16 protein-coding genes are annotated in these 15,092 nt (G+C 67.6%); 9 read left to right on the forward strand and 7 right to left on the reverse strand.

Going from position 1 to position 15,092, the window contains the following annotated elements; translation table 11 throughout:
- Window positions 1-8: 8 nt before the first annotated feature.
- The 3 genes from deoA (at window position 9) to NX784_RS11710 (ending at window position 2,589) form a co-directional block, all read left to right on the forward strand.
- Window positions 9-1,331 (forward strand): thymidine phosphorylase, encoded by a 1,323-nt coding sequence (gene deoA, locus NX784_RS11700; protein WP_258816836.1) that lies wholly within the window; start codon window positions 9-11, stop codon window positions 1,329-1,331.
- Window positions 1,328-1,732, forward strand: a complete 405-nt coding sequence (locus NX784_RS11705; protein ID WP_258816837.1) for a cytidine deaminase — start codon at window positions 1,328-1,330, stop codon at window positions 1,730-1,732. Before deoA ends, NX784_RS11705 begins: the two co-directional genes overlap by 4 nt.
- Before the next feature lie 125 nt (window positions 1,733-1,857).
- Window positions 1,858-2,589 (forward strand): DUF2076 domain-containing protein, encoded by a 732-nt coding sequence (locus NX784_RS11710; RefSeq protein WP_258816838.1) that lies wholly within the window; start codon window positions 1,858-1,860, stop codon window positions 2,587-2,589.
- 79 nt (window positions 2,590-2,668) lie between these two features.
- Here NX784_RS11710 and NX784_RS11715 read toward each other — a convergent pair whose 3' ends face one another.
- Genes NX784_RS11715 through NX784_RS11730 form a run of 4 tightly spaced genes read right to left on the reverse strand, consistent with a single transcriptional unit; the run spans window position 2,669 to window position 5,132 of the window.
- The gene (locus NX784_RS11715) at window positions 2,669-3,103 is read right to left on the reverse strand and encodes a VOC family protein (RefSeq protein WP_258816839.1); all 435 of its coding nucleotides are present in this window, start codon (window positions 3,101-3,103) and stop codon (window positions 2,669-2,671) included.
- Between the two features lie 50 nt (window positions 3,104-3,153).
- Window positions 3,154-3,954, reverse strand: a complete 801-nt coding sequence (locus tag NX784_RS11720; RefSeq protein WP_258816840.1) for a LytR/AlgR family response regulator transcription factor — start codon at window positions 3,952-3,954, stop codon at window positions 3,154-3,156.
- Window positions 3,951-4,841 (reverse strand): sensor histidine kinase, encoded by an 891-nt coding sequence (locus tag NX784_RS11725; RefSeq protein ID WP_258816841.1) that lies wholly within the window; start codon window positions 4,839-4,841, stop codon window positions 3,951-3,953. The genes NX784_RS11720 and NX784_RS11725 overlap by 4 nt, the downstream gene beginning before the upstream one ends.
- Before the next feature lie 12 nt (window positions 4,842-4,853).
- Window positions 4,854-5,132, reverse strand: coding sequence for a hypothetical protein (locus tag NX784_RS11730; RefSeq protein WP_258816842.1), 279 nt, complete (start codon window positions 5,130-5,132; stop codon window positions 4,854-4,856).
- A gap of 192 nt (window positions 5,133-5,324) precedes the next feature.
- Between NX784_RS11730 and NX784_RS11735 the strand changes: the two genes are divergently transcribed.
- Both NX784_RS11735 and NX784_RS11740 read left to right on the forward strand, forming a co-directional pair.
- A complete protein-coding gene (locus tag NX784_RS11735; RefSeq protein WP_258816843.1) occupies window positions 5,325-6,017 on the forward strand; it encodes a helix-turn-helix transcriptional regulator in 693 nt (230 codons plus the stop codon).
- Between the two features lie 69 nt (window positions 6,018-6,086).
- Window positions 6,087-6,704 carry a glutathione S-transferase family protein gene (locus tag NX784_RS11740; RefSeq protein ID WP_258816844.1) on the forward strand — a complete coding sequence of 206 codons (618 nt, stop codon included), beginning with the start codon at window positions 6,087-6,089 and terminating at the stop codon, window positions 6,702-6,704.
- A 7-nt stretch (window positions 6,705-6,711) separates the two neighbouring features.
- Here the strand turns inward: NX784_RS11740 and NX784_RS11745 are convergent, their stop codons facing one another.
- From NX784_RS11745 to NX784_RS11755, 3 genes are read right to left on the reverse strand one after another with little or no spacing between them, the layout of a single operon-like run.
- Entirely contained in the window at window positions 6,712-7,263 is a 552-nt protein-coding gene (locus NX784_RS11745) for a GNAT family N-acetyltransferase (RefSeq protein ID WP_258816845.1), read from the reverse strand.
- Entirely contained in the window at window positions 7,251-7,901 is a 651-nt protein-coding gene (locus NX784_RS11750; RefSeq protein WP_258816846.1) for a TetR/AcrR family transcriptional regulator, read from the reverse strand. Before NX784_RS11750 ends, NX784_RS11745 begins: the two co-directional genes overlap by 13 nt.
- Window positions 7,898-9,325 (reverse strand): aminotransferase-like domain-containing protein, encoded by a 1,428-nt coding sequence (locus NX784_RS11755; protein WP_258816847.1) that lies wholly within the window; start codon window positions 9,323-9,325, stop codon window positions 7,898-7,900. Before NX784_RS11755 ends, NX784_RS11750 begins: the two co-directional genes overlap by 4 nt.
- Before the next feature lie 190 nt (window positions 9,326-9,515).
- Between NX784_RS11755 and aptA the strand changes: the two genes are divergently transcribed.
- From aptA to preA, 4 genes are read left to right on the forward strand one after another with little or no spacing between them, the layout of a single operon-like run.
- On the forward strand, window positions 9,516-10,832 hold the full coding sequence (gene aptA / locus NX784_RS11760) for an omega-aminotransferase AptA (protein WP_258816848.1): 1,317 nt from the start codon (window positions 9,516-9,518) through the stop codon (window positions 10,830-10,832).
- Window positions 10,833-10,840: 8 nt separating this feature from the next.
- Window positions 10,841-12,334 (forward strand): CoA-acylating methylmalonate-semialdehyde dehydrogenase, encoded by a 1,494-nt coding sequence (locus NX784_RS11765; protein WP_258816849.1) that lies wholly within the window; start codon window positions 10,841-10,843, stop codon window positions 12,332-12,334.
- Window positions 12,335-12,383: 49 nt separating this feature from the next.
- Window positions 12,384-13,748, forward strand: coding sequence for an NAD(P)-dependent oxidoreductase (locus tag NX784_RS11770; RefSeq protein ID WP_258816850.1), 1,365 nt, complete (start codon window positions 12,384-12,386; stop codon window positions 13,746-13,748).
- Window positions 13,748-15,034, forward strand: a complete 1,287-nt coding sequence (gene preA, locus NX784_RS11775; RefSeq protein WP_258816851.1) for an NAD-dependent dihydropyrimidine dehydrogenase subunit PreA — start codon at window positions 13,748-13,750, stop codon at window positions 15,032-15,034. The genes NX784_RS11770 and preA overlap by 1 nt, the downstream gene beginning before the upstream one ends.
- The last annotated feature ends 58 nt before the right edge of the window (window positions 15,035-15,092 follow it).

The following is a 15,092-nucleotide window of genomic DNA, read 5'->3' on the forward strand; positions in this document are numbered from 1 at the left end:
CGATGGCTATGTTCCTCCCCCAAGAAATCGTCCGCAAAAAACGCGACGGCGGCACCCTGACCGCCGAAGAGATCCGCTTCTTCGTGCGCGGCATCCCCGACGGCAGCGTCACGGAAGGCCAGATCGCCGCGCTCGCGATGGCCGTCTACTTCAATGACATGACGATGGACGAGCGCGTGGCCTTCACGCTCGCGATGCGCGATTCCGGCCAAGTGATGGAGTGGAAGTCGCTGAACCTGCCGGGCCCCGTCGTCGACAAGCATTCGACGGGCGGCGTCGGCGACGTCGTGTCGTTGATGCTGGGCCCGATGATCGCCGCGTGCGGCGGCTACGTGCCGATGATTTCCGGCCGCGGCCTCGGCCACACAGGCGGCACGCTCGACAAATTCGATTCGATCCCCGGCTATTGCACGGTGCCGGACCCGGAGCTGTTCCGCAAGATCGTCAAGGACGTGGGCGTCGCCATCATCGGCCAGACCGCGCAGCTGGCGCCGGCCGACAAGCGTTTCTACAGCATCCGCGACACGACGGCGACCGTCGAATCCGTCGCCATGATCACGGGTTCCATTCTGTCGAAGAAGCTGGCGGCGGGTCTCGATGCGCTCGTCATGGACGTCAAGGCCGGCAGCGGCGCGTTCATGCCGACGTATGAGAAATCCGTCGAGCTGGCCGAGTCCATCGTCCACGTGGGCAATGGCGCGGGCACGCGCACGTCCGCGATCCTGACCGGCATGAACGAGTCGCTGTGCCCGGCGGCCGGCAATGCCGTCGAGGTGCGCGTCGCGATCGACTACCTGACCGGCGCAGCGCGTCCGTCGCGCCTGCACGCCGTGACGATGGCGCTGTGCGCCGAGATGCTCGTCATCTCCGGCCTCGCCGCCACCGACGAGGAAGCGCGCGCGAAACTGCAGCGCGCACTGAATTCGGGCGAGGCGGCCGAGCGCTTCGCGCGCATGGTGACCGCATTGGGCGGCCCGGCCGACCTGATGGAAAATCCCGACGCGCACCTCGCGAAAGCGCCGATCGTCGTGCCGGTGCCGGCACCGGAATCCGGCTATGCGTACGCGACGGATTGCCGCGGCCTGGGCCTGGCCGTCGTCGGCCTGGGCGGTGGACGCATCCGCCCGCAAGACCCGATCGACTTCGCCGTCGGCCTGACGGACCTCGTCGAGCTGGGCACGCAGATCGAGGCCGGCCAGCCGCTCGCGCTCGTGCATGCGCGCACGCAGGACGCGGCCGAGCGCGCCGTGCGCGAAGTGCAGGTCGCGTACCGCATCGCGCAAGAACAGCCGGCCGCGCAGCCGATGATCTACAAGACCATCCGCCCATGAAATACCAGAAACTCATCGATGAAGCCCGCGCCGCGCGCGACGTCGCGTACACGCCGTACTCCCGCTTCAAGGTAGGCGCGGCGCTGGAAACGAAGGACGGCCGCGTGTTCCGCGGCTGTAACGTGGAGAACGCGTCGTACGGCCTGTGCAACTGCGCCGAGCGCACGGCGTTCTTTTCCGCCATCGCCCACGGCTACGTGCCGGGCGACTTCGCGGCGCTGGCCGTCATCGGCGACACGGACGGCCCCATCGCCCCGTGCGGCGCGTGCCGCCAGGTGATCCTGGAACTGGGCGGCAACGAGCTGCCCGTCGTGCTCGCGAACCTGAAGGGCGACGTGATGGAAACCACGGCCGCCGCGCAACTGCCGAACGCGTTCGGTGGCTGGGACCTCAAGCAGTAAGCCCACGCGGCACGGCGCACGGTTCAGCGCCGTTTAAGGCAGGCGGGCCGGGATGGTGTCAAACTTGAATTCGGGGACAGTCCCACAACATGGGGGCTATCCGGACATTCAAAGGAGCAGACGTCATGAGCCCGCAAGATTCGCAGATGTTGAACGACTTCCTGAACCAGTTGGTCCAGGCCCATGGCATCCAGAAGGATCCCGAGGCGGATGCCCTGATCCAGCGCGCGATGGCCCAGCAGCCGGACGCTGCTTATCTGCTGGTGCAACGGGCCTTGCTGCTCGAGCAGGGGCTGAAGAATGCGAAGCAGCGCATCGCCGGCCTGGAAAGCCAGCTCGACCAGCAACATGCCGGCCAGCAAGGCGGCGGACAATTCCTCGACGCCAATACCTGGGGAAATAGCGGCAGGTCGCAGCCGGCGCAGTCGTACCAGCGCGACGTGCAGCAGCCGTACCAATCGCAGCCGCAGCCGCAGTATCAGCCGCAATACCAGAGCGCGCCGTCGTCGGGCTTCCTGCGCGGCGGCCTTGGCAGCACGCTGGGCTCCATCGCGGCGACGGCGGCCGGCGTGGCGGCGGGCGGTTTCCTGTTCCAGGGCCTGGAAAACATGTTCGGCCACCACAACTACGGCGGCGGCAACCGCCTGCTCAACAGCGACGATCCCGCGAACAACCTGTTCAGCGACCAGTCCGGCAGCCCGCTGGCGGAGCAGGCCGGGGTCGATGACGTCGAGCGGATGCTGGACAATGGTTCGCAGTCGGAAGGCTTGTTCGACAGCAGCGTCGACAACGACAACCTCGACAGCGGTCACGGCTTTTTCGATGGTGACGGTTCCGACGAGGGCCTGTTCAGCTGACTGACGCCAACGGTGCGCATACGTCACGCGTGGGCACGGGGTGCCCACCCTGCGGAATGGCGCCTACCGAGATGCGTTTCTATCGGTTCGGCAAGAACAAATCGTCGGGCTTCCACGGATCGTACGTGCCGACGTTCCACACATGGCCTTCGAGGTCGCGGCACATGAAGCCGCGGCTGCCGAATTCCGTGTCGGCCGGTTCCTGCAGGATGATGGCGCCCGCATTGCGCGCGCGCTCGCACACGCGGTCGGCGTCGTTCACTTGCAGGTAGACTGTTTGGGTCTGGCGGCCGCGGATCTCGTCCGGCTGCACGAGCACCTTGCCATATTCCCCCTCGCCGCTGACGGACCCGAGCATGATCATGCCGTCGCCCAACGTGAGTTGCGCGTGGGCGATGGCGCCGTCGATGCCGGGCACGGCGACCTGGCAGGCGAAGCCGAAGACTTCGCACAGCCAGTCGATGGCGGCCGGGGTGTCGCGGTAGCGCAGGCAGGGGATGGCGATCGAGGGCATGGCAGGCTCCTGTCGGGTGGAGCCTCCATGCTAGCAGCACAGCGTGAGATTCACATCTGCTGGAACAGATAGCTGTGGTTGCGACTGACCTCCAGCTCACCCGGCCAGCCGCGCACCTTCAGCATCTGACGCCCGCGCAGGTCGCGCTTGACTTCGGCGATGGCGTCCACGCGCACGAGCGTCGAGCGGTGGATGCGCCAGAACTCATCCGGGTCCAGCTCGTCCAGCAATTCCTTCAGCGTCTTGCGGATCAGGAATTCCGCGCCCACCGTCTGCACCCGCGTGTATTTTTCGTCGGACTGGAAGAACAGGATCTCGCGCGTGCTCACCATGCGCAGGCTCGCGCCCACCTGGGCCTGGATCCAGCGCAGGTACGTCGGCTTCTCCGGCTTGCCGCGGTTTTCCAGCAACGTGGTCAGCTTCGCCAGTTGCTGGCCGATGTCCTGCGGGGCCGCGGCCGCGCCCTGCGCGCGCGTGCGCAGCCGCGCCTGCAGCCGCGCGCACGTCGTCGCCAGGCGTTCGGCCGACACGGGCTTCAGCAGGTAGTCGAGCGCGCCCTGCTCGAACGCGTCGAGCGCGTACTGGTCGTAGGCGGTCGCGAACACGATGTGCGAGCGCTCGTACAGCCGCCGCGCCGCCTCGATGCCGGACAGGCCCGGCATGCGGATGTCGAGGAAGGCGATGTCGGGCCGCAGCTTCTCGCCCAGCTCGACGGCTTCCACGCCGTTCGCGGCCTCGGCGACGATCTGCAGGTCCGGCCACGCCTGTTGCAGGCGCGCGCGCAGCAGGTCGCGCATCGGGGCTTCGTCGTCGGCGATCAGGGCAGTCAGCGGGCGAACGTCGGGGTTCATGCATCCTCCATCATCTTGTACGGAAGCCGGATCGTGGCGCAGGCGCCGCCGCCCGGCGGGGTGCTGATGTCCAGCGACGCGCTCGCGCCGTACAGCAGCGCGAGGCGCTCGCGGATGTTGGCGAGGCCCACGCCGTCGTCAGCGTGCGGGTCGATGCCGACGCCATCGTCGCACACTTCCACGTGCAGGTCTGCATCGATGACGTGGGCGCGCACGGCGACGGTGCCGCCTTCGATCTTCGGTTCCAGGCCGTGCTTGATGGCGTTCTCGATCAGGGTCTGCAGCATCATCGGCGGGAACGGGGCGCTGCCGAGGAAGTCGGGCACCTCGAAGCGCACGTGCAGCCGTTCCTTCATCCGCGCCTGCATGATGGCCAGGTAGGCGCGCGACAGCTCGACCTGCTTGCCGAGCGTGGCGCCGCCGCGCTGGCGCATCTGCGGCAGCGTGGAGCGCAGGTAGTCGATCAGGTGGGCGTGCACGCGCGCCGCTTCCGGCGGGTCCGTCTCGATCAGCTGGCCGATCAGCGCCAGCGTGTTGAACAGGAAGTGCGGCTCGACCTGGGCCTGCAGGGCGGCCATCTGCGCCTCCATCAGGCGGCGCTCCAAGGTGGCCACATTGGCCTGCGTCGTCGCCTCGCGTGCCATCAGCTCGGCGCGGCGCTTGCCGCCTGCGAGCACCTTCACGGCGAACGAGACGAAGATGTACCACAGCGCCGGCTCGGGCGTGTGCACGATCGCGAAGAAGACGAGGACGAAGAACCAGGTGAGGAGCAGCTGGCGCCATTCGACGACGGCGACCCAGTCGAAGAAGCGCCACCAGACCTTGCTGGCTTCGTTGAAGGCGTCGCGGACGAAGTCGAGCACCTGGTTGATGTCGCTGGCGCGCATGGCGTCCTCCCCTTATTGCTTGCCGTAGGGGTCGTCGAATTGTTCGCGATGCGCGCGGCGGCGGTCGACGATGAACGCGCCCGCGATGACCTTGAGGCCCATGAACAGCACGAACAGGAACAGCGCGAGCGGCAGGATGCTGATCACGAAGGCGAGGGCGATGCAGCAGGCCAGCATGGCGGGCCACGACATCACGGCGATGGCGCGCGCGGCGCGGCGGCAGGCATCGACGATGTCGCGGGCGAGGTCGTCCAGCGTGGCGCCGAAGCTGCGGGAATGGGTGCTGGTCATGATGGCTCCTTGTGTGATGGCGTGTTGCGATGGAGTCACTCTACATCCGTCGCGGCAAGGCGGCTACGGCATGCCGACGAACTGCCGGAAATGCGGGATGACTGGTCGTGCGGCCGGATGGACGGGGCCGGTCCGTCGTACTATGATGTCGTCCGTGAAACTTTTCCACTTCCTGCCGAGACGCCCGACACCATGAGCCGCACCGGACGCCTGTTCCAGTTGATGGATGCCCTGCGCGGCCATCGCCGCCCCGTGACGGCCGCCACGCTGGCCGAACGCCTCGGCGTGTCCGAGCGCACCATCTACCGCGACATCCAGACGCTCGCCCAGCTGGGCGCCCCCGTCGACGGCTCGGCGGGCGTCGGCTACGTGCTGCGCACCGGGTTCTTCCTGCCGCCGCTGATGTTCGACGCGGACGAGCTGGAAGCGCTCGTGCTGGGCGCGCGCTGGGTGCGCCAGCAGGGCGATCCCGCGCTGTCCGACGCCGCCGACCGCACCCTGGCCAAGATCGCGACCGCGACGCCGCGCGACCTGCGCGACCACATGGCCGAGACGAGCCTGTGGGTGCCCGCGTTTCCCGCCGCGGTCCCGGTCGAGGCCTACATCCAGCCCACGCGCGAGGCGATCCGGCGCCAGTGCAAGCTGCGCATCGCCTACCGCGACGAGCGCGAGGCGGCGACGGAGCGTGTCGTGTGGCCGTTCGCGCTCGCCTTCTTCGAGGGCAAGCGGGTGATGGCCGCCTGGTGCGAGCTGCGCGACGCGATCCGCCACTTCCGCATGGACCGCATCGTCAGTGCCGAGGCGAGCACGGAACGCTATCCGGCACCGCGCCACCAGCTGCTGCGGCAGTGGCGCCAGGAGTACGACATCCCAGAGTACACCTGACACTCCTGACAGGACTTGTCAGTGCCCGGGCTTAACATCGTTTCATCCGCCACCCAACCAGGAGACGACATGCAGCTCTACTACAATCCGTACTCGTCCAACACCCGCCGCGTCCTGCTGGCGGCCGACCACCTCGGCATCGAACTCGACCTCGTCAAGATCGACCTGGCCAGCCAGGACGACCGCCGCCGCCTCGGGGAAGTCAACGACAACAGCAAGCTGCCGGTGCTGGTCGACGGCGACTTCGTCCTGTGGGAATCGTGCGCGATCATGCAATACCTGGCCGACGGCACGCCGGGCCAGACCGTGTGGCCGCAGGAGCGCCGGGCGCGCGCGGACGCGAGCCGCTGGATGTTCTGGGCATGCCAGCATTTCGCGCCGGCCATCGGCGTGCTCACGTGGGAGCACATCTGGAAGAAATTCGTCACGGGCCAGGATGCGGACCCGAAAGAGGTGGCGCGCGGCGAGGCCGACCTGGCGGAAGCGGCCCGCGTGCTGGACAAGCACCTGGCCACGCGCCGCTGGCTCGTCGGCGATGATGTCTCTCTGGCCGACTACGCGGTCGTGGGCTCGCTCATGTACAAGGACAAGGCGCAGCTGCCGCTGGACGGCTATCCGCACCTGCTGGCGTGGTTCGAGCGCATCCAGGCGCTGCCGGCGTGGCAGCGGACGGACCACGCCTGGTGATCGCTTCCTAGCCTTTCCAGTGCCGGCGCAGCAGGCCGTAATACACCGTATCGGCCGGCTCGCCCTGCACGATCCAGCGCTCCGGCATATAGCCCTCGCGCTGGAATCCCAGCTTTTCCAGCACCCGCGCCGACGCTCCGTTGCGCGGGTCGACGTCGGCCTCGATGCGGTTCAGGTCGAGGGCGGTGAACCCGTAGTTCAACAGCGCACGCAGCGCTTCGCTGACGTAGCCGCCACCCCAGTGGACGCGCGCCAGCGCGTAGCCCACCTCGCAGCGCCGGCTCGCGTCGACGAAGCGGTGCAAGCTCACGCTGCCGATCAGTTTTCCCGTCCCGATCAGTTCCGCGCCCAGGCGCATGCCGCTGCCGTCCGCGTACGCGGCCTGCGCGGCGGCGATGTGTTCGCGCGCCTGCTCCAGCGACGTCCACGGACCGCTGCTCCAGTAACGTGTGACGTCGGGGTCGGAGAACACGGCAAAGTGGGCGTCGACATCGCGTTCATCCATCCAGCGCAGCTTCAGGCGCGGCGTGAACAATTCGACGGGGCTCAAGACTGGCATGGGGTCTCCTTCAGGCCGACGGCGGCGAGCACCATGCCCGTGATCAGGCGCTCGGCGTCGTCGAAGTCGGATGGCAGCAGCTGTTCGCGGTCGAGCACGAGCGTCATCTGGGCGGCGAAGTCGGCGTATGACTGCGTCATGGCCCAGACGGCGAACAGCAGGTGGGTGGCATTGACGGGGGCGATCTTTCCGTCCGCGATCCAGCGCTCGAACACGGCGATGTCGGCGCGCAGCAGCGGGATCACGCGGCGCCGGATCTGGTCCGCGTACAGCTTGGCGCCGCCGATCACTTCCATCGCGTACACGCGCGACGCGAGGGGCTGCTCGCGCGAGAATTTCAGCTTCGCGCGCACATAGCCCCGCAGGACGTCGCCCGGCTCCTGCGTCGGGTCGGACAGGCTCGCCATGCGCGCGAGCCAGTCGTCCAGCACGTTGTCGAGCACCCGTTCGTACAAGGCCTGCTTGGTCGGGAAGTAGTACATCAGGTTCTGCTTCGACAGGCCCGCGCGCTCGGCGACCGTGGCGATCGACGTGCCTTCGTAGCCGCATTCGGCGAACTGGCGCACGGCCTCGCCCAGGATCGCGGCTTCGACCTTGTCGCGGTTGACGGCGCGGCGCTTGACGGTGGCGGTGGTCATGGCATATCTCCTTGGATCGAACGCAGGAAGTCGAGCAGCGCGGGCTCGTAGGCATAGGCGACGTTGAAGCGGAACCACGCGGTCGCGGGCGGCTGCAGCGCAAAGAATTCTCCGGGCGCGAGCAGGATGCCGGCCCGCAGCGCGCGCTCGGCGATGGCGCGGCCGTTGCGGCCAGGCTCGGGCCAGCCGGCGCTGACGAACATGCCGCCGCGCGGTCGCGCCAGCGGCACGAGGCCCGCGTCGCCCAGGCGTTCGAGCGCCAGTTCGCGCGCGCCGTCCAGCTGCAGCACGAGGCGTTCGACCTGCTTGCGGTAGGCGCGGCTGCTGACGGCCTCGTACACGGCGCGCTCGTTCACTTCCGACGTCGTCAGGCCCGTCACCATTTTCACGCGCACCAGTTCCGGCATCAGGGACCCGGATGCGCAGATGGAGCCCACGCGCAGCACGGGCGACAGGGTCTTGGAAAAGCTGCCGATGCGGATCACGCGGCGCAGCCCGTCCATCGCGGCCAGCGACGAGTCGCCGCGTGCGGCCAGTTCGCGGTAGATGTCGTCTTCGACGAGCCAGAAATCGAATTGCTCGGACAGCGCCAGCAGCCGGTGCGCCTGCGCCTGCGACAGCGACGTGCCGAGGGGATTCTGCAGCACCGTGTTGACGAACATGAGCTTGGGCTGGCGCGCCTGCGCCTCCCGCGCGAGCACGTCCATGTCGAGGCCTTGCGCGCCGCGCGGGATGCCGACGGGGATGCATCCGTGGTGCCGCACGAGCGCGAGCAGATTGCTGTAGCCGGGGTCCTCGACGAACACGACGTCGCCCGGCCGCGTGAGCGTGCGCAGCACGAGGTCGAACGCGTGCGTGGCACCGTGCGTGAGCAGCATCTGCTCGGGCTCCACGGCGAACAGATCGGCCGACAACGTGGCCGCGAGATGCTGGCGCAGGCTGGGAAAGCCGAGCGGGTGGCCGTAGCCGCGCAGGCGGCCGGCGGGGATCTTCATCGCGTGGCGCACGGCGTCGAGGATCGTCGATTCGCCATACCACTCGGGCGGCAGCCAGCCGGCACCGACCGGGAGCGCATCGGACTGGCCGGAATACAGGTCGGGCGTCAGCGTGTCGACGACATTGGCGGAGACGGGCAGGGCGGCCGGTTGCGCCGGGGCCTCGCCGCGCGCGACGAAGAAGCCCGAGCCGCGCCGCGACGACAACAGGCCCAGGTGCAGCAGGCGGTCGTACGATTCGACGACGGTGAACGTGGACACGCCGTTCACTTTTGCGAATTGTCGAACGGACGGCATCTTCGTCCCGGCCGGCAGGGTGCGCCGATTGACCATCTCGGCGATGGCTGCGACGATCTGGTCGACCAGGCTGCCCCGGCGCTGGCGATCGATCGCCAGCACGGGCCATGCGCCACTGTCGTTCTTGTCCATTGTCTCCATTGCGATTCCACCGGCGCGACGCCGGCAACTGTACAGGCTATGCTACCAGTACGGTTGGGCGTTTTTGCAGATTGTGTATATGTGCCACTGTTGTCCTGCTGTCTATTATTGCATCATTGTTTTTGCCAGTTGGTAAATTTTGCGGGGCCGACTGGCCGTTGAATTCAAAAAGGGGAGTCGCATGAACGAGTCTAGACCCGAATCGATGTCGTCCTTCTGGATGCCATTCACGAACAACCGCGACTTCAAGGCGCATCCGCGCCTGCTCGTCTCGGCCGAAGGGATGTATTACAAGGACGTCGACGGCAACGCCGTGCTGGACGGCACCGCGGGCCTGTGGTGCGTCCCGTGCGGCCATGCGCAGCCGAAGATCGTCGCCGCCGTGCGCGAGATGGTGGGGCAGCTCGACTTCGCGCCCACGTTCCAGATGGGCCACCCGGCCGCGTTCGATCTGGCCGAACGCCTGATGGACTACACGAACCACAAATTCGGCCACGTCTTCTACACGAACTCCGGCTCGGAAAGCGTCGACACCGCCCTGAAAATGGCGCTTGCTTACCACAAGGCGCGCGGCGACGCGGGCCGCACGCGGCTGATCGGGCGCGAGCGCGGCTACCACGGCGTCGGCTTCGGCGGCCTGTCCGTCGGCGGCATCGGCCCGAACCGCAAGGCGTTCGGCCCGCTGCTGCCGGGCGTCGACCACCTGCCGCACACGCACAACCTCGCGAAGAACGCGTACTCGCGCGGCGAGCCGGAACACGGCGCCGAGCTGGCGGACGAACTGGAACGCATCGTCGCGCTGCACGACCCGTCCACGATCGCCGCCGTCATCGTCGAACCCGTGGCCGGATCGACGGGCGTGCTGATCCCGCCGAAGGGCTATCTGAAGCGCTTGCGCGAGCTGTGCACGAAGCACGGCATCCTGCTGATCTTCGACGAAGTGATCACGGGCTTCGGCCGCCTGACGACGCCGTTCGCCGTCGACTATTTCGACGTCGAGCCCGACATGATGACGACGGCGAAAGGCCTCACGAACGGCACCGTGCCGATGGGCGCCGTGTTCTCGAAAAAATTCATCCACGACGCGTTCATGGACGCGCCGGCCGGCATCGAGCTGTTCCACGGCTACACGTATTCGGGCCACCCGCTCGCGTGCGCCGCGTCGCTGGCCACGCTCGAGGTGTTCCAGGAGCAGGGCATCCTCGACCACGCGCGCGAGGTGCAGCCGTACTGGGAAGACGCCGTGCACAGCCTGCGCGGCCTGCCGCACGTGATCGACATCCGCACCATCGGCCTCGTCGCCGGCATCGAGCTGGCGAGCATCCCTGGCAAGGTGGGCGCGCGCGCGTTCGCCGCGTTCAAGCAAGCCTTTGCCGACGGCATCCTGATCCGCACGACGGGCGACATCATCGCCTTGTCGCCGCCGCTCGTGCTGGAGAAGAAGCACATCGACGAATTGTTCGGCAAGCTGGCCACCGTCCTCAAGAACCTCGACTGAAAGCGACCATGGAAACGATCCACCATTTTATTAACGGCAGCGCGCAGGACGGCAGCGGCGGACGCTACGCCGACGTCTACAATCCGGCGCTGGGCGAGCCCTGCGCGCGCGTGGCGCTGGCAAGTGGCGACGACGTGAACGCGGCCGTCGCCGCCGCGAGCGCCGCGTTTCCCGCCTGGGCCGCGACGCCGCCGCTGGCGCGCGCCCGCGTGCTGTTCAACTACCTGCAACTGTGCCAGCGACACACGGACGAATTCGCGGCGATGGTCGTGCGCGAACACGGCAAGACGTTCGCCGATGCGAAAGGCGAGGTCGCACGCGGCATCGAAGTCGTCGAATTCGCCGTCGGCATCCCCCAGCTGCTGAAGGGCGAGTTCTCGGACCAGATCGCGCGCGGCATCGACGCGTGGTCGATGCGGCAGCCGCTCGGCGTCGTCGCGGGCATCACGCCGTTCAACTTCCCCGTGATGGTGCCGATGTGGATGTTCCCCGTCGCCATCGCATGCGGCAACACGTTCGTGCTGAAGCCGTCCGAGCGCGATCCGTCGGCGTCGCTGCTGCATGCGAAGCTGCTGAAGGAAGCGGGCTTGCCGGACGGCGTGTTCAACGTCGTGCAGGGCGACAAGGCCGCCGTCGACGCTCTGCTCGACCATCCGGACATCCAGGCCGTCAGCTTCGTCGGCTCCACGCCGATCGCCGAATACATCTATGCGCGCGGCTCGGCAGCCGGCAAGCGCGTGCAGGCGCTGGGCGGCGCGAAGAACCACATGGTCGTGATGCCGGACGCCGACATGGACATGGCCGTCGACGCGTTGATCGGCGCCGCGTACGGCTCGGCCGGCGAGCGCTGCATGGCGATCTCGGTGGCCGTCGCCGTCGGTGACGCGGGCGATGCACTCGTCGCGCGGCTGGCCGAACGCACGCGCGCCTTGAAGATCGCGGACGGCATGGCGGACGGCGCCGAGATGGGGCCGGTGGTGACCCAGGCAGCCAAGCAGCGCATCGAGAAGCTGATCGGCGAAGGCGTGGAGCAGGGTGCGACGCTCGTCGTCGACGGCCGCGGCTTCAAGGTGCCCGGTCGCGACAACGGCTTCTTCGTCGGGGGCACCTTGTTCGACCACGTGCAGCCGTCGATGTCGATTTACCGCGAAGAGATCTTCGGGCCCGTGCTGTGCGTCGTGCGCCAGCCGGACGTCGGAAGCGCTTTGGTACTCATCAACCGCAACGAGTACGGCAACGGCGTCGCCGTGTTCACGCGCGACGGCGGCGTCGCGCGCGAATTCGTGCGCCAGGTCCAGGTGGGGATGGTCGGCGTGAACGTGCCGCTGCCCGTGCCGATGGCGTTCAGCAGCTTCGGTGGCTGGAAGAAAAGCCTGTTCGGCGACCACCACGCGTACGGGCCGGAAGGCGTGCGGTTTTACACGCGGCACAAGGCGGTCATGCAGCGGTGGCCGAACACGGCGAGCAGCGGGGCCGAGTTCGCGTTCCCGCAGATGAAGTAGCGCCGAGCCACGCCCGAATGACCGACGACGAATAAAGAAGGGATGCCAAATGATCGAGTCACTCCATCACCTGCCGCACGCGGCCGGCACGCACGACGCGTTGTCCGAGCACTTCACGGACCTCGCGCCGGCGCTGACGGCGCGCCAGGCCGCCATCGAGAGCGCGCGCTGCCTGTACTGCTACGACGCCCCGTGCACGCGCGCGTGCCCGACGGGCATCGACGTCGCGAGCTTCATCCGCAACATCCACGACGGTAACGTGGAGGGCGCGGCCGTCAACATCCTCAAGCAGAACATCTTCGGCGGCGCCTGCTCCCGCGTCTGTCCGACGGAGATCCTGTGCGAGGACGCCTGCGTGCGCAATCACGATGCGGAAGGCCAGCCCGTGAAAATCGGCCTGCTGCAGCGCCACGCCATCGACAACGCACACTTTACGCACCACCCGTTCCAGCGCGGTCCGGCGACAGGCAAGACGATCGCCGTCGTGGGCGCCGGCCCTGCCGGGCTGTCGTGCGCGCACCGGCTGGCAATGCTGGGTCACGACGTCGTCGTGTTCGAGGCACGCGAGAAGGCCGGGGGCCTCAACGAATACGGCATCGCGAAATATAAACTGCCCGGCGACTTCGCCCAGCAGGAGGTCGACTTCCTGATGGCTATCGGCGGCATCGAGATCCAGCATGGCCGCACCCTCGGCAGCAACCTGCATTTGCAAGACCTGCACACGCGCTACGACGCCGTGTTCCTCGGCCTGGGCCTCGGCGCCAGCCGCCGCCTCGGTCTCACGGGCGAGGATGCGCCGGGGCTGATGGCCGCCGTCGACTACATCGCCACGCTGCGCCAGGCGCAAGACCTCGCGGCGCTGCCCGTGCCGCAACGGGCCGTCGTGATTGGGGCCGGCAATACCGCAGTCGACATGGCCGTGCAGATCGGGCGCCTCGGCGCGGAAGAGGTGACGCTCGTGTACCGCCGCGGCGTCGACGCGATGAGCGCGACCGGTCACGAGATCGAGATCGCGAAAATGAACGGCGTGCGCATCCGCACGTGGGCCGCACCGCATGAAGTGCTGCTGGACGATGGAGGCCGTGTGCGCGGCATGCGCTTCGAGGAGACGCGGCTGGAAGACGGCCGCCTTGCCGGCACCGGCACCTTCATCGACATCGCGGCAGATGCCGTGTTCAAGGCGATCGGCCAGCACATGGACAACGATGCGCTGTCCGACCCGCTCGCGCGCGAGCTGGAACGCGCGGGGGACAAGATCCATGTGGACGCCCGCTTCCGCACCAAGCTGCCGGGCGTGTACGCGGGCGGCGACTGCGTGGCGCCGGGGCAGGACCTGACGGTGCAGGCTGTCCAGCACGGCAAGCTGGCCGCGCTGGCGATCCATGACGACATCCTTTCCAAAACGGAGGCATGATGGCCGACCTGAGCATCGATTTTTGCGGCATCAAGTCGCCGAACCCTTTCTGGCTGGCGTCCGCACCGCCGACCGACAAGGCCTATAACGTCATCCGCGCCTTCGAGGCGGGATGGGGCGGCGTCGTGTGGAAGACGCTCGGCGAAGACCCGCCCGCCGTCAACGTGTCGTCGCGTTATTCCGCGCTGCACGGCAAGAACCGCGAGGTCATCGGCTTCAACAACATCGAACTGATCACGGACAGGAGCCTGGAAATCAACCTGCGCGAGATCACCGCCGTCAAGAAGGCGTGGCCGGACCGGGCGCTCGTCGTGTCGATGATGCTGCCGTGCGAGGAAGCCCCGTGGCGCGAGATTTTGCCGCTCGTCGAGGCGACGGGCGCCGATGGCATCGAACTGAATTTCGGCTGCCCGCACGGCATGCCGGAGCGCGGGATGGGCGCCGCGGTGGGCCAGCAGCCGGACCTGATCGAGCAGGTCACGCGCTGGTGCAAGATGTACACGCGGCTCCCGGTCATCGTGAAGCTCACCCCGAACATCACGGACGTGCGGGCGCCTGCGCGGGCGGCGCTCGCGGGCGGGGCGGATGCGGTCTCGCTGATCAACACCATCAATTCGATCACGCACCTGGACCTGGACCGCATGGTGGCGTTCCCCGCCGTCGGCAACGCCAGCACGCACGGCGGGTATTGCGGCACGGCGGTGAAACCCATCGCGCTGAACATGGTGGCCGAGATCGCGCGCGATCCCGTCACGAAAGGCTTGCCGATCTCCGGCATCGGCGGCATCGGCAACTGGCGCGACGCGGCCGAGTTCATCGCGCTGGGCGCCGGATCGGTGCAGGTGTGCACCGCCGCGATGCTGCACGGCTTCCGGATCGTCGAGGAGATGAAGGACGGGCTGTCGCGCTGGATGGATTCCAAAGGCTACGAGAACATCGCCGCGTTCTCGCGCATGGCGGTGCCGAACACGACGGACTGGAAATACCTGGACATGAATTACCAGGTCATTGCGCACATCGACCAGGACAAGTGCATCCAGTGCGGCCGCTGCCACGTGGCGTGCGAGGATACGTCGCACCAGGCGATCGCGCGGCTCGTCGATGGCAATGCGCGCAAGTACGAGGTGATCGAGCCGGAGTGCGTCGGGTGCAACCTGTGCGAGATCACCTGTCCGGTCGAGGGCTGCATCACGATGGTGCCGCAGCAGACGGGCAAGCCGTACATGAACTGGACGCAGGACCCGCGGAATCCGCGGGCGGAGGGCGTAATATTGGACGAGGCGTGATTCGATGACGCCGTTCCGTGTCGTTGGCATCGCTTTTGCTGGTTGAACGGGTGGACGG

It is taken from the genome of Massilia pinisoli (genome assembly GCF_024753285.1).
GTDB lineage: Bacteria > Pseudomonadota > Gammaproteobacteria > Burkholderiales > Burkholderiaceae_D > Telluria > Telluria pinisoli.